This is a genomic window from Paraburkholderia caledonica (assembly GCF_000383275.1).
Classification (GTDB): domain Bacteria; phylum Pseudomonadota; class Gammaproteobacteria; order Burkholderiales; family Burkholderiaceae; genus Paraburkholderia; species Paraburkholderia caledonica.
The window spans coordinates 24,681-44,186 of sequence record NZ_KB911035.1 but is presented as its reverse complement, the minus strand read 5'-3'; the positions used below and the strand labels follow the sequence as shown (position 1 = coordinate 44,186).

The following is a 19,506-nucleotide window of genomic DNA, read 5'->3' as shown; positions in this document are numbered from 1 at the left end:
AGTACTGCATCGTACCAGTATGGCAAACGCGCTCACACACAATGATCGGGCTGAGCATCGAAGCCGGCGAGTCGCTTGCCTACACTTGGCCTCGAACGCAAGCAAAGGACTCGGACCCATGGACAGCTTCTACACCGAAGAACAACGCATGATCCGCGACGCCGCGCGCGACTTTGCGACCGAGCGCCTCGCGCCGAACGCTGCCCAGTGGGATCGCGACGCCCAACTGCCGGCGGACGTGGTCAGGCAAATGGGCGATCTGGGGTTTCTCGGCATGATCGTGCCGTCGCAGTGGGGCGGCTCGTACACCGACTACGTGGCCTACGCGCTCGCCCTGGAGGAAATCGCCGCGGGCTGCGCCGCATGCGCGACGCTGATGAGCGTGCACAACTCGGTCGGCTGCGGGCCGATCCTGAACTTCGGCAGCGACGCGCAAAAAGACCGCTATTTGCACGACCTCGCGACCGGACGGCGCATAGGCGCGTTCTGCCTGACCGAGCCGCAGGCGGGCTCTGAAGCGAACAATCTGCGCACGCGTGCGGTGCTCTGCGACGGCAAATGGATACTCAACGGCAGCAAGCAGTTCGTGACCAACGGCGCGCGAGCCGACATCGCGATCGTGTTCGCGGTCACGGATCCCGACCGCGGCAAGCGTGGCCTGTCGGCGTTCATCGTGCCAACGGATACGCCGGGATTCAACGTCGGCAAGCCGGAACACAAGCTCGGCATTCGCGCCTCCGACACGTGTCCGATTTCACTCGACGACTGCGCGGTGCCTGATGCGAATCTGCTCGGCGAACCGGGCGAGGGCTTGCGCATCGCGCTGTCGAATCTCGAAGGCGGGCGCATCGGCATCGCGGCGCAAGCCGTGGGTATTGCGCGAGCCGCGTTCGACGCCGCGCGGGCCTATGCGAGCGAGCGCATGCAATTCGGCAAGGCGCTGAAAGACCACCAGACCATCGCGAACATGCTTGCCGACATGGCCACGCGCCTGAACGCCGCGCGTCTGCTCGTGCATCACGCGGCGCGCCTGCGCTCGGCCGGCGAGCCGTGCTTGTCGGAGGCATCGCAGGCGAAACTGTTCGCGTCCGAGGTCGCCGAAGAGGTCTGCTCGAACGCGATCCAGATTCACGGCGGCTATGGCTATCTGGAGGATTACGCGGTGGAACGCCACTACCGCGACGCTCGCATCACGCAGATTTATGAAGGCACCAGCGAAGTGCAGCGCATGGTGATCGCGCGTCACGTTTGAACGCTGCGCGAACGGCGTTTGAGCGCAAAATAGCTTGCGGAAAAAACTAAACCCGAGCAAACGCGGATTCATACCGCGCCCATCAGGAGACGACCATGACTGCAGCGAAAGCCTTTTTCGACGCGCGTGACCTGTTATTGCGCCATCGAACCGATTACGAGCGCGCTTACCGCGAATTCGCATGGCCCGCGTTGGAACAGTTCAACTGGGCACTCGACTACTTCGACGTCATCGCACGCGACAACGACAACACCGCGCTGTGGATCGTCGACGACCCGGCCAGCGAAGGGCTGCGTCTCTCGTATGCGCAAATGTCGGAGCGCTCCGCGCGCATGGCGAACTTCCTGCGCAGCGTCGGGGTGAAACGCGGTGACCGCGTGCTGCTGATGCTGCCCAATCGGGTCGAACTGTGGGACGTCATGCTCGCCGCAATGAAGCTCGGCGCGATTGTCCTGCCGGCCACGACCCAGCTTTCCGCCGACGACGTTCGCGACCGCGTGCAGATCGGCGGCGCGAACTTTGTGGTGGTCGACAGCGCGGAGCTATCCAAATTCGATTCGCTTGACGTGCCGTTGACGCGTCTTTCGGTGGGCACACCGCGCGCCGGCTGGACCGATCTTGCGGCGGCGTATGACGCATCGCCGCAATTCACGCCTGACGGTGTGACGCGCGCCGCCGATCCGCTGCTGCTTTATTTCACGTCGGGCACGACGTCCAAGCCGAAGCTCGTGGAGCATACGCATCAAAGCTATCCGGTCGGCCACCTGTCGACGATGTACTGGATCGGCCTGCAACCGGGCGACATCCATTGGAATATCAGTTCGCCCGGCTGGGCGAAGCACGCGTGGAGTTGCTTCTTCGCGCCGTGGAACGCGCAGGCCTGTGTATTCGTTTTCAACTTTGCGCGCTTCGTGCCGAAAGACACGCTGGATGTGCTGGTGCGCTTCAACGTCACGACGGTGTGCGCGCCGCCCACTGTGTGGCGCATGCTCGTGCAGGAGCACCTTACCGATTATCCGGTGAAGCTGCGCGAAATCGTCGGCGCGGGCGAGCCGTTGAATCCGGAGATCATCGAGCGCGTGAAGCACGCTTGGGGCATTACGATTCGCGACGGTTTCGGGCAGACCGAGACCACTTGCCAGATCGGCAATTCGCCGGGGCAGCCGGTTGTTGCGGGTTCGATGGGCCGTCCGTTGCCGGGCTACAGAATCGAGTTGCTCGATGCCGACGATCAGCCGGTGACCGAAGGCGAGATCGCGTTGCCGATCGGACCCGACGGCAAGCAGCGGCCCCTCGGTCTGATGACAGGCTATGCGAACAGCGAGCAAGCGACCGCGCAAGCCATGCGCAACGGTTTTTACCGCACGTCAGACGTAGCGCTGCGCCGCGAGGACGGTTACTACGTGTATGTCGGTCGCGCAGACGACGTCTTCAAATCGTCCGATTACCGGCTCAGCCCGTTCGAGCTCGAAAGCGTACTGATCGAACACGAGGCCATCGGCGAGGCGGCCGTTGTGCCGAGCGCCGATGCGCTGCGCCTGTCGGTGCCCAAGGCATTCGTCACGGTGCGCCACGGCTATCAGGCAGGGCCTGAGCTCGCGCGCGCCGTGTTCGCGTTCTCGCGCGAAAAACTCGCACCGTATAAGCGTATTCGCCGTCTGCAATTCAGCGAGTTGCCGAAGACCATCTCCGGAAAGATTCGCCGCGTCGAGTTGCGGCGCCGCGAAATGGAGCGCCAGGCGGAACCGGCGCGCTTGCCGGACGAATACTGGGAAGAAGATTTCCCGGACCTGCGCTGAGTCGGGCAAAGCGTTATCGAACATTTTCTGTTTTCAGTCACTGTCCGGCCGTCACGCGGCCAACGCACAGGAGTTTCAGCATGAGCGCAATTGCTTCGAATACCGTCAAGCTGCTGATCAACGGCGAGTTCGTCGATTCCAGGACGACCGAATGGCGCGACGTCGTCAACCCGGCGACGCAACAGGTGCTGGCGCGCGTGCCGTTCGCTACCGCCGGTGAAGTCGACGAAGCCATCCGCTCGGCGCATGCCGCATTCAAAACGTGGAAGGACACGCCGATCGGCGCGCGCATGCGCATCATGCTCAAGTATCAGGCGTTGATCCGCGAACATATGCCGCGTATCGCGAAGACGTTGAGCGCCGAGCAGGGCAAGACGATTCCCGATGCAGAAGGCGATATCTTCCGCGGACTCGAAGTGGTCGAACATGCGTGTTCTATCGGTAGCTTGCAGCAAGGCGAATTCGCGGAAAACGTCGCCGGTGGCGTCGACACCTACACGCTGCGCCAGCCGCTCGGCGTGTGCGCCGGCATCACGCCGTTCAACTTTCCCGCAATGATCCCGCTATGGATGTTCCCGATGGCGATCGTATGCGGCAATACGTTCGTGCTGAAGCCTTCTGAGCAGGACCCCATGTCGACAATGCAGTTGGTCGAACTCGCGCTGGAGGCAGGCGTGCCGAAAGGCGTGCTGAACGTGGTGCACGGCGGCAAGGACGTGGTCGATGCGCTCTGCACGCACGAACTGGTAAAAGCGGTCTCGTTCGTCGGCTCGACGGCAGTCGGCACACATGTGTATCGCCTCGGCAGCGAGCATGGCAAACGCGTGCAATCGATGATGGGCGCAAAGAACCATGCCGTCGTGCTGCCCGACGCAAACCGCGAACAGACCTTGAACGCGCTTGCCGGTGCGGGCTTTGGCGCGGCCGGACAGCGCTGCATGGCGACTTCGGTCGTGGTGCTGGTGGGCGCCGCGCAGCAATGGCTGCCGGAGATCGTCGCCAAGGCGAAGACGCTGAAGGTGAACGCCGGTAACGAGCCGAACACCGATATCGGCCCCGTTGTCTCGCGCGCGGCGAAAGAGCGCATTCTGGGCTTGATCGAAGCCGGTGTGAAAGAGGGCGCTACGCTCGCACTCGACGGCCGCGACGTGACGGTGCCCGGCTACGAGCAAGGCAATTTTATTGGCCCGACGATTTTCTCGGACGTCAGCACCGAGATGGAGATCTATCGCACGGAGATTTTCGGGCCGGTCCTGCTCGTGCTGAACGCGGCGACGCTCGACGATGCGATCGCACTCGTCAACAGCAATCCGTTCGGCAATGGTGTCGGCCTCTTCACGCAGAGCGGCGCGGCGGCGCGCAAGTTCCAGAGCGAAATCGACGTGGGCCAGGTCGGCATCAACATTCCGATTCCGGTGCCCGTGCCGTTCTTCAGCTTTACAGGTTCGCGCGGCTCGAAGCTCGGCGACCTCGGCCCCTATGGCAAGCAGGTCGTGCAGTTTTACACGCAAACCAAGACCGTCACCGCGCGCTGGTTCGATGACGACACGGTCAACGACGGCGTGAACACGACCATCAGCCTGCGCTGAACGACGCCGCGAGAACGGAGACGAGATCATGAAAATAGGCTTTATCGGGCTCGGTAACATGGGCGCGCCGATGGCGCACAACCTGCTGAAGGCCGGCCACGCGGTCAATGTATTCGACCTCAATGCGCAAGCGGTGCAGGCGCTCGTCGACGCGGGCGCTCACGCTGCCGCTTCGCCGAAAGCGGCGGTGGCCGACGTCGAATGCGTGATCACGATGCTGCCTGCGGCGGCGCATGTGCGCAGCGTGCTGACCGCGGACGACGGCGTGTTGGCCGGCATCCCGCAAGGCGTGACCATCGTCGATTCGAGCACGATCGATCCGGCAAGCGTGAAGGCGTTTGCCGAACTCGCGCAGCAACGGGGCAACACGTTCGTCGATGCGCCCGTCTCGGGTGGAACCGGCGGTGCGGCTGCGGGCACGTTGACGTTCATGGTCGGCGGCAGTGCGAGTGCGTACGAGAAGGTCAAGCCGGTGTTGTCGGCGATGGGCAGGAATATCGTGCATTGCGGCGATACCGGCACCGGCCAGGTCGCGAAGATCTGCAACAACCTCGTGCTCGGCATCACGATGGCGGGCGTGGCGGAAGCCATGTCGCTGGGTGAAGCGCTCGGCATCGACGTGAAAGTGCTGGCCGGCATTATCAATACGTCGACGGGGCGCTGCTGGAGCTCCGACACGTATAACCCGATGCCGGGCGTAATCGATAGTGCGCCGTCGTCGCGGGAATACAGCGGCGGCTTCGGCACGGATCTGATGCTGAAAGACCTCGGGCTAGCCACCGACGCCGCCAGGTTCGCGCGTCAACCGGTCTATCTCGGCGCACTCGCGCAGCAGCTTTATCAAACGATGAGCGCAAAAGGCGCGGGTCGTCTGGACTTTTCCGCAGTCATCAAGCTCTATCGTCACGAGACCGCGGAAAACACCGCCAAAGCCACCGGTAATGGAGATGCGCGATGATCGAACTCGACTACGCACATGAGGGCGCCGTCGCGCAACTCACGCTGAAGCGTCCCCCTGCGAACGCATTCACACCTGACGGTCTGTTGCAGTTGCAGCAGACGGTGGAGCGCCTGAACGGCGAGACTCGTGTCCGCGCCATAGTCATTACCGGCGAAGGTCCGAAGTTCTTCAGTGCTGGCGCCGATCTGAATGCTTTCGCCGACGGCAATCGCGAAGTGGCGCGCGTCGCGGCAGCGCGCTTCGGCGCGGCCTTTGAAGCGTTGCAGAATGCGCGGCCCGTGGTGATCGCTGCGATCAACGGCTTTGCGATGGGCGGCGGGCTGGAATGCGCGTTGGCGTGCGACATACGGATCGCCGAACAGCACGCGGTGATGGCGCTGCCCGAAACCGCAGTTGGCCTGCTGCCTTGCGGTTGCGGAACGCAAACGCTGCCGTGGCTCGTCGGCGAAGGCTGGGCGAAACGCATGATTCTCACGGGCGAACGCGTGGATGCAGCGACCGCGCTGCGCATCGGTTTGGTTGAAGAAGTCGTGGAGAAGGGCGCCGCGCGCGAGGCTGCGTTGAGCATGGCGGCGCGCGTCGCGACACTGAGCCCGCAGGCAGTCGGCTTCAGCAAGACACTGATTCATCAGGGGCGCAATGGCGTGCCGCGTTCAGCCGCGCTTGCACTGGAACGTGAGCGCTTTGTCGATCTGTTCGACGGCGCCGATCAGCGCGAGGGCGTCAATGCGTTCCTCGAAAAACGCACGCCGCGCTGGCAGATCGCGCAAGGCGAACACACAGCGAGTTCGACGCAAGCAGCACACGCTCGCGGGGAGACGCAACGATGAGCGCCTTGCAGAGCGTCGTGCCCGAGAACGCGTCCGTTACAGGCGGCGAAGCTCAACGAGAAATCCAGTTTCGCGTGATCAACCGTGTCGCCGTTATCACGCTGAACCGGCCGGCAGCGCTTAATGCGCTGTCGCACGCGATGATCCGCGAGCTCGCCGTGCTCGTCGAGCATTGCCGCAACGACGACAGCATTGTCGCGATTGCCTTGAAAGGGGCTGGACACAAGGGCTTTTGTGCGGGCGGCGATGTGCGCGAAGTGCACCGGCTCGCCACAAGCGGCGACAGCCGCTGGCTCGCGTTTTTCGTCGACGAATACCGGCTCGATTACGCATTGCACACTTTCCCGAAGCCGGTGGTGGCGATACTCGACGGCATCGCGATGGGCGGCGGCATGGGCCTCGGACAGGCGGCGCGTTTGCGCGTCGTCACCGAGCGCAGCAAGATTGCGATGCCGGAGACGCGCATCGGCTTCCTGCCGGACGTCGGCGCAACGCGTTTTCTGAGCGTGATGCCCGCGGAGCTCGAGTTGTACGTGGGCCTGACCGGCGCGACTTTGTCCGGTGCCGATGCGTTGCGGCTGCAACTGGCCGATCAATGTGTGCCTGCCGACTGGCTGGTTTCTTGCGAACAGCGATTGCAGCACATGTCGCACGAGGGCGATCTGCTGAGCGCTTTGCGCGGGGTCGTCGAGCCGCCGTGCAACATCGTGCCGCACGCGGCGATCACGCCATTCACGCAACTGATCCAGCGGCACTTCGACCGGCGTTCCGGCGTCGACAGAATCATGGCGACGTTGCGGCACGATCTCGAACGCGACCCGCCGCGCGAAGTCAGGCAGTGGCTGCAGTCCACTTACGACGCGCTCGCTGCGCATTCACCCACCATGCTTTACGTCACACGTGAGGCGTTGTTACGTGGCCGCCAGATGACGCTTGCCGAGTGTTTCCGGATGGAACTGGGCATCGTGAAGCGCGCAATCGAGGAGGGCGACTTCTGCGAAGGCGTGCGCGCGCAGCTGATCGATAAAGACCGCAAAGGACGCTGGGCGCCTGCCACGCTCGCAGAAGTGCGGCCCGAGCGGGTCAGGCACTTTCTGAGTTCGCCGTGGAAGCAGGAGGCACATCCGTTGGCGGATCTCGGCGCGGAACCGGTCTGATGATCGCGCCGAGGCCGTGCGGTAGGGACCGTGAGCTTCAGCTTTCGCCGACGACCTCACCGTGCACGACCGCGGGTGCCGGTGCGGCGCCGTCGCTGCGCGCGCCTCGAACTCGCGAAACCCACAGCACGCCGCTGAGCGCGACCGCGACCGACACCCATCCAACGGTTCCATAGCCGACTATCTGGCCGGCGGACGAACTGCCGAGCATAAGACCGCCGATCCACGCGCCGCATCCTGTGCCGAGCGCCTGGAGCGCGCTGTTCGCGCTGAGAAACGCGCCGCGTCGATCGGGCTGCGGCACGGTGGTCAAGAGTGCCTGCATCGGCACCATTCGCCCCGACATCAACACCATGAAAACCGGGAAGAACAGAAGCAGCGCATAGAACGGCAGGTCCGGCAGATGAGTGACGAAAAGGACTGGCAGACACGCAAGCAGCGCCGTGATACGGAAGACGCGCCGTGTACCGAACCGGTCTGCGAGCCTGCCGACCCGTCGCGAGGTGAAGAACGTTGCTGCTCCACCGGCCATGTATAGCCACGACAGTTGCTCGGGCGACACGCCGTGATTGGCAACGAGCACCGGCGAAATGAACGGGATGACCAGCATATGCGCGACCATCATCACGAAGGTCAGTGCAAAGGCCGACATATGCCGTGGGTTGCCGAGAAGCCGCATCAGATCGGGCAGTATTTCGGCGAGCGGCGGTTGGCGTTGGCTGAGATGTCCGGCCAGCGAAGGCACCAGTTGCCAGCCCGCCACCCACACGGCGAACGACAGCCCGACCAGCAGGAAGAACGGCGCGGCCCAACTGAAATGCGCGCCTAGCATCACGCCGGCCGGCACGCCGGCGATTGCGGCGAGAGAGAAGGCCGTCATGATCGTGCCGGTTGCGGCGCCGCGTCGTTGCACGGGAATCACGTCGGCGACGATCGCCATGATCACCGATGCCAGCACGCCTCCCGTTATTCCTGCAAAAGCCCGCGCGGCCAGCAGCAACGCGAAGCTGCTCGCCAGCGCGCACGCGAGATTCGACATCGCGAACAGCGCATACATGGTGAGCAGCAGACGCCGCCTGTCGAAGCGGTCGATGTAAGTAGCCGCAAAAAGTCCGGACAGGCCCGAGCACCACGAATACGCCGACACCGCGGTGGCGAAGCCGGCCGGCGCAATGCCAAACGCGTGCATGATCTGTGGACCGAGCGGCATCATCACCATGAAGTCCATGATGATGGTGAACTGGGTCAGCGCGAGCAGCCAGAGCAAACGGCGCTCGTGCTTTGCGTCAATTGAATACATTGGCAAGGTTCCTTGTTGTTGTTATAAGCGCCGCTTGCACGCGTCTGGCCGCTCATCGCATAAGCCGGATGCTCGTACGGCGCTCAGTCGTCTATCGTTTCATGCACGGCCGCCGCGCCCTGCTTCCAGTAGCTCGCCGCGCGAATACGCGCTTTGTCGACGCCGCGTTCCATGCACAGATGATGACGAATCGCGCGGATGGTCGCCGATTCGCCCGCAGCCCATAGATAGCCTTCGCCGTCTTCGGGCAGATACGTTTCGCGGACCGCTTGCAGCAAAGCCTCGCCGCGAGAGCCGGCTTCGCTGCGATAACGCCACACCAGATGCAACTCGGCCCGAGTCTCGAACTCGATGCGAGCCGACGGGTCGGCCACTTCGATCACGGCGGCCACGCGCTTACCGGCCGGCAGTTCCTGGAGTCGGCGCGCGATTGCGGGCAGCGCGGTGTCGTCGCCGATCAGCAAATGCCAGTCGAAAGCGGCAGGGATCACGAGTGAGCCACGCGGCCCGCCGATGCCCAGATACTGCCCGACCTGCGCTTGCGCAGCCCATGTGGCTGCCGGGCCGGCTTCGTGCATGGCGAATTCGATGTCGAGTTCGCGAGCCTCGCGATCGAAGCGGCGCGGCGTGAAGTCGCGTGCGGTGGGGCGCCGTCCTTCAGGAAACACCGGGCCGTCGGGGCCGGCTTCCGGCAGCACGGGTTTGTCCGCGCCCGGTTCCGGGAAGAACACCTTGATGTGATCGTCGAATGAAGCGGACACGAAGTCGTGCAAGTCTTCGCCGGTAAAGGTCACGCGGATCAGATGCGGTGTCAGCGCCTGCACTTTGCTGACTTGCAGCAGGCGGAATTTGAGCGGGTGCCGCACGCGATGCACGGCGAGGTCGGGTCGGTTTTCTGAAGTCGTCATTGAGCTGGTCCGATGCAAAGCGGTAGGTTCGGTGAGCCGCGTACCGCGCGTTAGCGCGGCGTGCGTGCAGTGAAGAGCCGGGCGTAAGGCGCCGGCGTTCGCGATGTCACGCGGTGGATGCGTCGTCGCTATGACCGCTGCCCGGATTGTGCTCGCCTTCGATCTCCTTCACCGCGCGCATCAGAATCGCGGCAATGCGGCGCTGTTCGTCGGCTGGCGCATTGTCACGACGCAGCAGCGCATTTTTCAGCGCGCGGCGTGCTTCGTTCAACTCGGGCGCCCAACCGCCTTCGCTGATGTCGGCCGGCTCTTCACCGGCAAACGCGCGGCGCACCGAATCCATCTTGCGAGCGATGTGGCTGAGCTTCGCGAGCATCAGCTCGACGCGGTCGCGGTTGGCCGCGAGATAGTCGCGCCCCGCCTGCGCCAGTTCATAGCGCTTGCGATTGCCTTCGAGTTGCACGGTGACGTAGCCGAGTTCTTCCAGATACGTGAGCGCCGGATAGACCATGCCGGGGCTCGGACTGTAGAAGCCGTTCGAGCGTGTTTCCAGCGCCTTGATGAGTTCGTAGCCGTGGCTCGGTTGCGCGTCGATCAGCGAGAGCAACAGCAGTTGCAGATCGTCGGAGCTGAATTTACGGCCGCGCGGAAATCCGTCGCCTTCGCCGCCGAAGCCGCCCGGCCCGCCGCCGAAATGGCCGCGCCCGCCGCGGTGGTCATGGTGGCGTCCAATCGCATGCCAGAGCGCATGCGGTGAGAAGCGATGGCCCGCATCGGCGTGTTCGCCGGGACCCTGGCCGTGAGCTTCACGATGATGGCCGAACGCATGCCACCACGCGTGCAGCAACCGGCGCTCGAAACCTGCGCCCGAAGGATAGTCGCCGCCGTGCGGGCGGCCTGAACGATGGTGATGACGCATCTCGCACACTCCATTTGTGTCTTAAGATGTGTCTTAAGATATATATCTAAAGATAGATTGTCAAGTTTTTGAGGGGAGGTATGGGCGCATAACAAAGTCTGCGGGAACGCAAGGCAGCGACCGTGCTTGGTAACAGTGCCCAGATTCTGTGTGCAGCGCTTCCCCAAACGCGACTCTATGCAGAAATCGTCGTCGTCGGCGCGCCACGGAGACAAGACGGCCAGATAAGCGCTGCCTAAAATTCCCGGCATACATACTGTCACTGCGACCTGCTTCCAGTACAGGCGCTTAGCGCGAGTCGTCCCTTGTTGAGTGCATCGGCTTACCTGGGCGCTTGCTCAGCTGGAACAAGCCTCGTAAAGCAAATCGGGAAAGCGGCTTCCAAACCTCCCAAATCAAAAGGAAACAGCATGAGCAACAACATCTTCACTGGCACGATTCCGGCCCTCATGACCCCGTGCACCGCCGACCGCCTGCCCGATTACGACGCACTCGTCGCCAAAGCACGCGAACTGGTTAATCTCGGCATGTCCGCCGTCGTTTACTGCGGTTCGATGGGCGACTGGCCGCTACTGACCGAAGCCCAACGTCAGGAAGGTGTCGCGCGGCTCGTGGCCGCCGGCATCCCCACCATCGTTGGCACGGGCGCGGTCAACTCAAAAGAAGCGATTTCTCACGCTGCGCACGCCGCAAAAGTAGGGGCGAGCGGCTTGATGGTTATCCCGCGCGTGCTGTCTCGCGGGGCGTCGCCCGCCGCGCAGAAAGCGCACTTCGCCGCGATTCTCGAAGCGGCTCCGGCACTACCCGCCGTCATCTATAACAGCCCGTACTATGGTTTCGCTACGCGTGCGGACCTGTTCTTCGAACTGCGCGGCAGGTATCCGAATCTGATCGGCTTCAAGGAGTTCGGCGGTGCTGCCGACATGCGTTACGCAGCCGAGCACATCACGAGCCAGGACGACACCGTGACGCTCATGGCAGGCGTTGACACGCAGGTCTTCCATGGCTTCGTCAACTGCGGCGCCACGGGCGCTATTACCGGCATTGGCAACGCATTGCCGCGCGAAGTCCTCCAACTGGTCGACCTGTGCCGCAAGGCGGCGAAGGGCGATGTCACCGCGCGCCGTCAGGCGCGGGAACTGGAATCGGCGCTGGCTGTGCTGTCGTCGTTCGATGAAGGAACCGACCTGGTGCTTTACTACAAGTACCTGATGGTGCTCAACGGTGACACGGAATATTCGCTGCATTTCTACGAAACCGATGCGCTGAGCGAGGCGCAGCGTCGTTACGCGCAGACGCAGTACGAGTTGTTCCGCAACTGGTATGCAGAGTGGTCGAAGGAAGTGAATGCTTGAGGCTCGAGCAGTTGCAGTGCATGCAACATCGGAAAGCGCCCCACGTGGGCGCTTTTTTCATTGGAAGCCGCGAGAGAAAACCCTTGGAGACAGCCGCGCCTGCTCCGGTTAAAGCGACGCGCGAGTGCGCCGACGACTATGCAGATTTCTGCCTGGTTGCTGTCGATTTCCCTCAAGACTCCGCGATTTTTGGACTCTTATATTGCTCAAGCCATCCACCGGTCGGACCGGAAGGCGACAGGCATGTGCCTGCCACACAAGTGCGGGCGCGGGTACCGCGGTAATCCACTAAACGAGGAGCACAAGAACAATGCAATTCCATAGGACCGTCATCTCCAGCGCAATCGTCATGGGCCTCGCCCTGGCAGGCGCACCATGCTCCTATGCCGCAACGCCGGTCGATGTCAAGATCGGCTTCGCTGCGCCCCTCACCGGCGGTCAAGCCCACTATGGCGCAGATTTCCGCAGCGGCGTGCAGCTCGCCATCGAGGACATGAACGGGACGAATCCGGTTATCGGGGGCAAGCCTGTGCATTTCGTACTGGATGCGCAGGACGATCAGGCCGATCCTCGCACCGGCACGACGGTTGCACAAAAACTCGTGGACGACGGTGTGGTCGCCGTGATTGGTCACTACAACTCGGGCACCAGCATTCCGGCCGCGCCGATCTACGCGAAAGCGGGCACGCCGCAAGTTGCCATGGCCACTGCCCCCAGCTACACGCGCCTCGGGCTGCCCACCACGTTCCGCCTGCTGACTTCCGATACGCAACTCGGCGCGGTGCTCGGTGACTTCGCTGTGAAGGGGCTCAAGTTCAAGCGCCTCGCGATCGTCGACGATCGCACCGCCTACGGACAAGGCGTGGCCGAAGAGTTCGCCAAGGCCGCGAAGGCGGCGGGCGCGACGGTGGTCACCGAGGAATACACGAACGACAAGGCCGTGGACTTCCGCGCGATTCTCACCAAGATCAAGCAGGCGAATGTCGACGCGGTGTTCTACGGCGGCGCCGACACGCAGGCTGCGCCGATGCTGAAGCAGATGCGCTCGCTCGCAATCAAGTCGACTCTGCTCGGTCCGGACATGCTCCAGTCGGATAACCTGATCAAGATTGCAGGCGAGGCGTCCGAAGGCACGTTGGCCGCATCCGAGGGCAGCCCGCTCTCGCAGATGCCGGGCGGCAAGGCGTTCGCCGAGCGTTACCAGAAGCGCTTCAACCAGCCGGTCGAGCTGTACGCACCGTATGCCTACGACGGCACAATGGCCGTGTTCAATGCGATGAAGAAAGCGGACTCGACCGATCCGCATGTGTTCCTGAGCGCGCTGAAGGCTACGAATATGAAGGGCGTCACTACAAGTGAACTCTCTTACGACCAGTACGGCGACCTCAAGTACGGCGGCGTGACGGTGTACAAGGTCGTCAATGGCACATGGAAGCCGCTGCAAACGGTGGGTACGAAGTAAGTCACCATCGAAGATGGGCGGTGCCCTCAGACACCGCCCGCGCAGACTGCTCACGTCACCGGAAGCGCGGAACACGTGAGCGATTTGCCTCCAGATACCGCGACGATGCCCGTCGAGATTCCCTCGCAAGTTTCTACTCTCGCATAGCTCGCGTGGTTGAGTGCTGGCAGTGCTTACCGGTGGGTCCGGGTGCCGTGGCGCACTTCCCTTTGCTGTGCCCAAATCGTCACTGCCATAGCGGCGTTCGAACAAGACGGCCTTGCGGCCGATGCGTAGGATGGTGGACATGAACTCCATTACCGTTATCGACTCCCACACCGGCGGCGAGCCTACACGGCTCGTCGTCGAAGGCGGCCCTGATCTGGGCCGTGGCCCGCTCGCTGAGCGGCTCGACATATTTCGCCGCGATTTCGATCACGTGCGTGCGGGCGTGGTCAACGAACCGCGCGGCTCCGACGTCATGGTCGGCGCGCTGCTTTGCGAACCGCATGATACGAGGTGCTCGGCGGGCGTGATTTTCTTCAACAACGTCGGTTATCTCGGCATGTGCGGACACGGCACGATCGGCCTGATCGTGTCGCTCGCGCACATGGGTCGCATCAAGCCGGGCGTACATCGCATCGAAACGCCCGTGGGGGTGGTTGAAGCCGAATTGCACGGCGACGGCAGCGTGAGCGTCCGTAACGTGCCCGCGTATCGCTATCGCACGGAAGTGCAGCTCGACGTGCCGGGACTCGGCCGCGTGCATGGCGACATCGCATGGGGTGGCAACTGGTTCTTCCTCGTCGCCGATCACGGGCAGACGCTCGAATTTGCAAACGTCGAATCGCTCACGAATGTCACCTGGGCAATTCGCGCCGCGCTCGAAGCCAACGGCATCACTGGCGAAGGCGGTGCGCTCATCGACCACATCGAATTGTTTGCGGATTCGACCACGCCCGGTGTCGATAGCCGCAACTTCGTGTTGTGTCCCGGCAAGGCGTACGACCGCTCGCCATGCGGCACCGGCACGAGTGCAAAGATCGCTTGCCTCGCCGCCGACGCTCACCTCGCACCCGGCGCGACCTGGCGGCAGGAAAGCATCATCGGCAGCATATTCGAAGCGAGCTACGAGCCTCATGAAGACACGAGTCATAACGTGGACAATGCCAGCCGCCGCTACGTGCGTCCCAGCATTCGCGGCACGGCGCATGTGAGCGCGGAGGCAAAGCTGATTTTCTCCGCCGACGATCCTTTCGCATGGGGCATTCGCGCGTGATTCAGCCGGGTCAGTCGAGTCCCGACGTCGTGGTGGTCGGCGCGGGCATCGTCGGCGCGGCTTGTGCACACGAACTGGCGAAGCAGGGCGCTGACGTGCTCGTCCTCGATCGCGCGGGCGTGGGCGGCGGAGTGACGGCAGCGGGTATGGGCCACCTCGTGCTGATGGACGACTCGCCTGCCGAATTCGCGTTGTCTGCGTGGTCGCGCGAGCTGTGGCTCGAGCTCGCGCCGCGTCTGAGTGCGCGCGAGGCGTTCGTGCGTTGCGGCACACTCTGGGTCGCCGTAGACGACGAGGAATACGAACTCGCGCAAACGCGCCAGCAGGCACTTGTGCAGGCGGGCGTCGACTGCTCGTTGCTGGACGCACAGCAGATGCGCGAAGCGGAACCCGAACTGCGCGAAGGCCTGCGTGGCGGCATGATGCTCCCCGACGACGCCGTGGTGTACGCGCCTGCCGCTGCCGCATGGCTACTCGCGCAGCCAGTGAAAGGACGCGTGACGTGCAGGCTCGATACGCAGGTTGTGCGCGTGAATCGCGAGGGCGTCGTGCTCGAGAGCGGTGAGGCGATCGCAGCGGGCGCCGTGCTAGTGGCCAACGGTCTGCAAGCGTCCGATCTGCTGCCCGGGCTACCGATGCAGGCGAAAAAAGGGCATCTGCTGATCACCGATCGTTATCCGGGCACGATCCGTCATCAAATACTTGAACTCGGCTATATCAAGAGCGCCCACAACGCGAGCGGTACGTCGGTGGCGTTCAACGTGCAGCCGCGTCCAACCGGTCAGATCCTGATCGGATCGTCACGGCAATTCGACACTGTCGATCCGGCTATCGAACCAGACGTTCTCGCACGCATGCTACGCCGCGCCGCGGAGTATCTGCCGACGTTGCCGACCCTCAACGCGATTCGGGCCTGGACCGGCTTTCGTCCGGCCACGAGTGACGGCTTGCCGTTGATCGGGCCCGCAGCACCGTTCGGGGACGACTCCTGTCACCGTTCTACGTGGCTCGCGACGGGTCACGAGGGCCTCGGCGTCACGACGGCACTCGCTACCGCCAAACTGATCGCCGCGCAGATGCTCGATCTGGGCGACGTGCTGCCAATCGACGCTGCGCCGTACCTGCCTGCACGCTTCGAAAACGTGGGAGCCAGTCATGCGTGACCCGGTGACGATTAGCGTGGATGGACGCAACGTGCAGGTCGAGCGCGGCAGTTCGGTCGTAGCGGCTATCGCGCTCGTAACGGGCGGTGCGGACGTGGTGACGCGTGAATCCGTGAGCGGCGCGCAACGCGGGCCGCTGTGCGGAATGGGCGTTTGCCAGGAATGCCGCGTGACGATCGACGGCGTGCGCCATCGGCTCGCCTGTCAGACGCTCTGCGCCGACGGCATGAACATCAGGACAGCAAGGTCTGCATCATGAATTTCGATATCCTGATCATTGGTGCGGGGCCTGCGGGACTGCATGCTGCAAGTGTCGCTGCGCAAGCAGGTGCTACAGTTGGCATCGTCGACGATAACGCACTGCCTGGCGGTCAGATCTGGCGACAAGGACCGCATCATCGACCGCAAGGGCGCGGACGCGAAGCAATCGATGCGGTGGCGCAAGCCGCGAACGTCGCGCGTTTGCACGGTACGCGCGTCGTGCAGGCGCTTCGTGAACACGAGTTGCTCGTGGAGGATGCTACACGCGGCTATGCGATCGGTTACGACAAGCTCATCATCGCAACCGGCGCGCGCGAGCGTTTTCTGCCGTACCCGGGATGGACACTCCCTGGCGTGACAGGGGCGGGCGGTTTGCAGGCGCTGGTGAAGGGCGGCATGCCGGTGCGTGGCGAGCGCGTCGTTATCGCAGGAACAGGCCCGTTATTGTGGGCGGCGGCCGTGACCGCGCGCGAACAGGGCGCGCACGTTGCGGCGATTGTCGAGCAGGCGCCGACGCATGCAGTGCGGCAGTTCGCAATGTCGCTCGTGAGCACGCCAGCGAAACTCGCCCAGGCGGCGCGCATGCGGTTCGCTTTGCGCGCTACGCCATATCTGCGGGGCGCCTATGTGAGCGCCGCACACGGCGATCAGAAGATCACGCAGGTCGTGGTGCAGCAGGGTACGAGGCAAACGCAGATCGACTGCGACAGGCTCGCCTGCGCGTATGGTCTCGTCCCCAACACGATCCCGGGCACGGCGCTTGGTTGCGATGTCGCCGAAACGGACGGCGTGCTCGCCCTCGTCGTCGATGATTTTCAGGCAACCACCCAGCCGGGCATCTATGCGGCCGGAGAATGTACGGGCGTCGGCGGCATGGAACTGTCTGCTGTCGAAGGGCGAATCGCCGCGCTTGCTGCGATTGGCAACGTAGCCGATGCGCGTGCTCTCTTTGCGGAGCGCGAGCGCTACCGCCGCTTTGCAGCGAAAATGCATACGGCCTTCGCCCTCGATCCGCAACTCCGCGGACTCGCCACCGCAGACACTGTGATGTGCCGATGTGAGGACGTCAGCTTTGGTGAGGTCGCGCAGCATCGCGGCTGGCGTGATGCCAAGTTGCACACACGCTGCGGCATGGGGCCTTGCCAAGGCAAGATTTGCGGGGAAGCAGCAGCGTTTTGCCTCGGCTGGTCGCGCTATGGGCAGCGTCCGCCGTTCTCGCCTGCACGCGTGAGCACTTTAATGAGCTTCCAGACGCCGGTCTGAACGCCGGGAACCGCGAGCGTTCGAGTGACCTGGGCGTCGGCATAATCAAGCCTATCCTGATCCGCAACACTTAGCCATGAACCAACTGCTCCTTTCCGCTGTCACTGGAAACACGACCCTGCAGCAGATGGTGGCGCATTACGCGCTGCTCGTGCCGCTCTTCGATGCCATGCCCGATGTGGTTTTTTTCGTAAAGGATCACGAGGCACGGTATGTGATCGCCAATGCGACCCTCGCGGCCCGCTGCGGTTACAAGGACCGGCAGTCATTGCTGGGGAAGACAGCAGCAGAAGCATTCCCTTCGCGCTTTGGCCGCATCTATATGGAACAGGACAAAGCGGTTGTGCGAGATAACAACCGGCTGGTCGATCAACTTGAACTGCATCTCTATCCAGGTCGCCAGCCCGGTTGGTGCCTTACCTCGAAAGTACCGCTGCGCGATGTAGAGGGACGCGTCCTGGGCGTCGCAGGTATCTCGCGCGATCTTCGAGCGGCTGCAAGTACACATCCCTCGTATCAACGTGTTGCGATTGCAGTAAAGCACATTCAGGATCATTACGCGCATCCGCTGAAGTTGGCGGATCTTGCAGCACTTATCGACATGTCAGTTGCGCAGGTCGAGCGCTATTTCTTCAGAGTCTTTCACCTTACGCCTCGACAGATGCTACTCAAAACGCGGCTGGATGCAGCTTCGCAATTGCTCGCGGGTGACCTTAACATCACCGACATTGCGACGCGTTGCGGCTACACCGATCACAGTGCATTCACGCGTCAATTCAAGACGACGGTGGGGATTACGCCGACCCAATATCGCTCGTTGCTGCAACCCGCGACGACGTCGGTCAGTAAGCATTGAAAAGCAGTGAGGTCCAGGTACCGTTTCGTCGTTGCATGGTCTTGTCACCACGTAGAATCGCTTGAATGTAGGCGTTGGCGTGGCAAGGGTATCGGCATTGGTTCGCCAGCGGTTCGATCGCGTTTGCCGTTCGAGTGTTCATGTTGGCGCAGCCGCCCCACAACGTTGCATGGGCGGCCCACGCCAATTCGCGGCACGCTCCCGACCTTGGCGTTGCAAAGCTCGAACAGCTCGCCAAGAGATGCGATACCGTGCTCTTTCAATCGTTTAGCGACGAGAGGCCTGAACCATGCCGACCCCATCGCTAATGGAAACCGCCGCTTCGGACGCGAAAGACTGAAGCATTAAATATTCGTAAAGGTAATACCCCCGTCGACGGCAAGCCATTGCGCGGTGATGAAGCCGGCGTCGTCCGAAGCCAGATACACGATCGCCTTGGCGATGTCATCCACGTTGCCCAAACGGCCCAGTGGCGTCGTGGCCACGCGCCTCGCGTCGCGCTCTTCGTTCCGGTTGCGCTCTGTTCCCTCGGTCGGCACTGCGGATGGGCAAACAGCGTTGACGCGGATTTTGCGCGTACCGAGTTCTGCCGCTGCTGCACGCGTGATGCCGAGGATCCCAGACTTAATGCCCGAGTAAACAATGGATTGGCTGGCGGAACGCAGCGCTGCCGTCGATGCGACATTGACGATCGCACCGCCTTCGGTCATTACCGCAGCCGCGGCCTGAATACCCCATACCACCGCCTTGAAGCCGATATCGAGCATTCGATCCATGGTCTCGGGCGCGATGTCGGGAACCGACTGGTAGCGCACCCATGCCGCATTGTTGACCAGAATGTCGAAGCGACCACCTTTGGCGTGGACTTCGTTCACTGCTTCAGTGATGCCCTCGCGGGTGCTCACGTTTTTCACGACCGGGATGGCCTGGCCGCCGGCATCGATCAGTGCGGCCACAGTATCGTTGACCAGTTCCTCCTTCAGATCATTGACGCCAACAACAGCGCCGCGGGCGGCGAGTCGAAGGGCCGTCGCCTTGCCGATCCCCGCGCCAGCGCCGGTCACAAGGGCGTAACGTCCGGCCAGATCCTGTTGCATTGCTGTCTCCGTCGATAATCTGTCAAGGTGGGCTTTATAGCGGCTGTCGAGGACGATGAAGTGAATCGCGACCAGT

18 protein-coding genes are annotated in these 19,506 nt (G+C 62.9%); 13 read left to right on the top strand and 5 right to left on the bottom strand.

What is annotated here, in order from left to right:
• The first annotated feature begins 118 nt into the window (after window positions 1-118).
• The 6 genes from H281_RS0106265 (at window position 119) to H281_RS0106240 (ending at window position 7,588) form a co-directional block, all read left to right on the top strand.
• Complete coding sequence (locus H281_RS0106265) at window positions 119-1,252, top strand: acyl-CoA dehydrogenase family protein (RefSeq protein ID WP_020066227.1); 1,134 nt, start codon at window positions 119-121, stop codon at window positions 1,250-1,252.
• Window positions 1,253-1,347: 95 nt separating this feature from the next.
• Window positions 1,348-3,051, top strand: coding sequence for an AMP-binding protein (locus tag H281_RS0106260; RefSeq protein ID WP_020066226.1), 1,704 nt, complete (start codon window positions 1,348-1,350; stop codon window positions 3,049-3,051).
• 80 nt (window positions 3,052-3,131) lie between these two features.
• Window positions 3,132-4,640, top strand: coding sequence for a CoA-acylating methylmalonate-semialdehyde dehydrogenase (locus H281_RS0106255; protein ID WP_020066225.1), 1,509 nt, complete (start codon window positions 3,132-3,134; stop codon window positions 4,638-4,640).
• A 28-nt stretch (window positions 4,641-4,668) separates the two neighbouring features.
• Entirely contained in the window at window positions 4,669-5,598 is a 930-nt protein-coding gene (gene mmsB, locus H281_RS0106250) for a 3-hydroxyisobutyrate dehydrogenase (RefSeq protein ID WP_020066224.1), read from the top strand.
• A complete protein-coding gene (locus H281_RS0106245) occupies window positions 5,595-6,431 on the top strand; it encodes an enoyl-CoA hydratase (protein WP_020066223.1) in 837 nt (278 codons plus the stop codon). The genes mmsB and H281_RS0106245 overlap by 4 nt, the downstream gene beginning before the upstream one ends.
• Window positions 6,428-7,588 carry an enoyl-CoA hydratase/isomerase family protein gene (locus H281_RS0106240; RefSeq protein ID WP_020066222.1) on the top strand — a complete coding sequence of 387 codons (1,161 nt, stop codon included), beginning with the start codon at window positions 6,428-6,430 and terminating at the stop codon, window positions 7,586-7,588. Before H281_RS0106245 ends, H281_RS0106240 begins: the two co-directional genes overlap by 4 nt.
• 37 nt (window positions 7,589-7,625) lie before the next feature.
• On the opposite strand, the gene H281_RS0106235 is transcribed toward H281_RS0106240, so the two are convergent.
• The 3 genes from H281_RS0106235 to H281_RS0106225 form a co-directional block, all read right to left on the bottom strand.
• A complete protein-coding gene (locus H281_RS0106235; protein ID WP_020066221.1) occupies window positions 7,626-8,888 on the bottom strand; it encodes an MFS transporter in 1,263 nt (420 codons plus the stop codon).
• Window positions 8,889-8,971: 83 nt separating this feature from the next.
• Window positions 8,972-9,796, bottom strand: a complete 825-nt coding sequence (locus tag H281_RS0106230) for a siderophore-interacting protein (RefSeq protein WP_020066220.1) — start codon at window positions 9,794-9,796, stop codon at window positions 8,972-8,974.
• A 106-nt stretch (window positions 9,797-9,902) separates the two neighbouring features.
• The gene (locus H281_RS0106225) at window positions 9,903-10,715 is read right to left on the bottom strand and encodes a PadR family transcriptional regulator (RefSeq protein ID WP_020066219.1); all 813 of its coding nucleotides are present in this window, start codon (window positions 10,713-10,715) and stop codon (window positions 9,903-9,905) included.
• 410 nt (window positions 10,716-11,125) lie between these two features.
• Here H281_RS0106225 and H281_RS0106220 point away from each other — a divergent pair, with 410 nt between their 5' ends.
• From H281_RS0106220 to H281_RS0106190, 7 genes are all read left to right on the top strand, one after another.
• Window positions 11,126-12,070 carry a dihydrodipicolinate synthase family protein gene (locus H281_RS0106220; protein WP_020066218.1) on the top strand — a complete coding sequence of 315 codons (945 nt, stop codon included), beginning with the start codon at window positions 11,126-11,128 and terminating at the stop codon, window positions 12,068-12,070.
• Window positions 12,071-12,380: 310 nt separating this feature from the next.
• The gene (locus H281_RS0106215; RefSeq protein WP_020066217.1) at window positions 12,381-13,532 is read left to right on the top strand and encodes a branched-chain amino acid ABC transporter substrate-binding protein; all 1,152 of its coding nucleotides are present in this window, start codon (window positions 12,381-12,383) and stop codon (window positions 13,530-13,532) included.
• A 277-nt stretch (window positions 13,533-13,809) separates the two neighbouring features.
• Window positions 13,810-14,790 (top strand): 4-hydroxyproline epimerase, encoded by a 981-nt coding sequence (locus tag H281_RS0106210; RefSeq protein WP_020066216.1) that lies wholly within the window; start codon window positions 13,810-13,812, stop codon window positions 14,788-14,790.
• On the top strand, window positions 14,772-15,953 hold the full coding sequence (locus H281_RS0106205) for an NAD(P)/FAD-dependent oxidoreductase (protein WP_020066215.1): 1,182 nt from the start codon (window positions 14,772-14,774) through the stop codon (window positions 15,951-15,953). The genes H281_RS0106210 and H281_RS0106205 overlap by 19 nt, the downstream gene beginning before the upstream one ends.
• Window positions 15,946-16,212 carry a (2Fe-2S)-binding protein gene (locus H281_RS0106200; RefSeq protein ID WP_020066214.1) on the top strand — a complete coding sequence of 89 codons (267 nt, stop codon included), beginning with the start codon at window positions 15,946-15,948 and terminating at the stop codon, window positions 16,210-16,212. Before H281_RS0106205 ends, H281_RS0106200 begins: the two co-directional genes overlap by 8 nt.
• A complete protein-coding gene (locus tag H281_RS0106195) occupies window positions 16,209-17,477 on the top strand; it encodes an FAD-dependent oxidoreductase (RefSeq protein WP_020066213.1) in 1,269 nt (422 codons plus the stop codon). The genes H281_RS0106200 and H281_RS0106195 overlap by 4 nt, the downstream gene beginning before the upstream one ends.
• 76 nt (window positions 17,478-17,553) lie before the next feature.
• Complete coding sequence (locus tag H281_RS0106190; RefSeq protein ID WP_033379447.1) at window positions 17,554-18,333, top strand: AraC family transcriptional regulator; 780 nt, start codon at window positions 17,554-17,556, stop codon at window positions 18,331-18,333.
• Window positions 18,334-18,377: 44 nt separating this feature from the next.
• Here H281_RS0106190 and H281_RS35890 read toward each other — a convergent pair whose 3' ends face one another.
• Window positions 18,378-18,635, bottom strand: a complete 258-nt coding sequence (locus H281_RS35890; RefSeq protein WP_084690041.1) for a phage integrase family protein — start codon at window positions 18,633-18,635, stop codon at window positions 18,378-18,380.
• 42 nt (window positions 18,636-18,677) lie between these two features.
• Complete coding sequence (locus H281_RS0106185) at window positions 18,678-19,430, bottom strand: SDR family NAD(P)-dependent oxidoreductase (RefSeq protein ID WP_020066211.1); 753 nt, start codon at window positions 19,428-19,430, stop codon at window positions 18,678-18,680.
• Between the last annotated feature and the right edge of the window lie 76 nt (window positions 19,431-19,506).

What these genes read in the sequence shown, in the direction of transcription:
- H281_RS0106190 (WP_033379447.1), top strand. Translation starts at nt 17,554, where the DNA reads ATGAACCAACTGCTCCTTTCCGCTGTCACTGGAAACACGACCCTGCAG.
- H281_RS0106260 (WP_020066226.1), top strand. Translation starts at nt 1,348, where the DNA reads ATGACTGCAGCGAAAGCCTTTTTCGACGCGCGTGACCTGTTATTGCGC.
- H281_RS0106205 (WP_020066215.1), top strand. Translation starts at nt 14,772, where the DNA reads ATGGGGCATTCGCGCGTGATTCAGCCGGGTCAGTCGAGTCCCGACGTC.
- H281_RS0106240 (WP_020066222.1), top strand. Translation starts at nt 6,428, where the DNA reads ATGAGCGCCTTGCAGAGCGTCGTGCCCGAGAACGCGTCCGTTACAGGC.
- H281_RS0106225 (WP_020066219.1), bottom strand. Translation starts at nt 10,715, where the DNA reads ATGCGTCATCACCATCGTTCAGGCCGCCCGCACGGCGGCGACTATCCT.
- H281_RS0106265 (WP_020066227.1), top strand. Translation starts at nt 119, where the DNA reads ATGGACAGCTTCTACACCGAAGAACAACGCATGATCCGCGACGCCGCG.
- H281_RS0106195 (WP_020066213.1), top strand. Translation starts at nt 16,209, where the DNA reads ATGAATTTCGATATCCTGATCATTGGTGCGGGGCCTGCGGGACTGCAT.
- H281_RS0106200 (WP_020066214.1), top strand. Translation starts at nt 15,946, where the DNA reads ATGCGTGACCCGGTGACGATTAGCGTGGATGGACGCAACGTGCAGGTC.
- H281_RS0106215 (WP_020066217.1), top strand. Translation starts at nt 12,381, where the DNA reads ATGCAATTCCATAGGACCGTCATCTCCAGCGCAATCGTCATGGGCCTC.
- H281_RS0106245 (WP_020066223.1), top strand. Translation starts at nt 5,595, where the DNA reads ATGATCGAACTCGACTACGCACATGAGGGCGCCGTCGCGCAACTCACG.
- H281_RS0106255 (WP_020066225.1), top strand. Translation starts at nt 3,132, where the DNA reads ATGAGCGCAATTGCTTCGAATACCGTCAAGCTGCTGATCAACGGCGAG.
- H281_RS0106220 (WP_020066218.1), top strand. Translation starts at nt 11,126, where the DNA reads ATGAGCAACAACATCTTCACTGGCACGATTCCGGCCCTCATGACCCCG.
- H281_RS35890 (WP_084690041.1), bottom strand. Translation starts at nt 18,635, where the DNA reads ATGGGGTCGGCATGGTTCAGGCCTCTCGTCGCTAAACGATTGAAAGAG.
- H281_RS0106235 (WP_020066221.1), bottom strand. Translation starts at nt 8,888, where the DNA reads ATGTATTCAATTGACGCAAAGCACGAGCGCCGTTTGCTCTGGCTGCTC.
- mmsB (WP_020066224.1), top strand. Translation starts at nt 4,669, where the DNA reads ATGAAAATAGGCTTTATCGGGCTCGGTAACATGGGCGCGCCGATGGCG.
- H281_RS0106230 (WP_020066220.1), bottom strand. Translation starts at nt 9,796, where the DNA reads ATGACGACTTCAGAAAACCGACCCGACCTCGCCGTGCATCGCGTGCGG.
- H281_RS0106185 (WP_020066211.1), bottom strand. Translation starts at nt 19,430, where the DNA reads ATGCAACAGGATCTGGCCGGACGTTACGCCCTTGTGACCGGCGCTGGC.
- H281_RS0106210 (WP_020066216.1), top strand. Translation starts at nt 13,810, where the DNA reads ATGGTGGACATGAACTCCATTACCGTTATCGACTCCCACACCGGCGGC.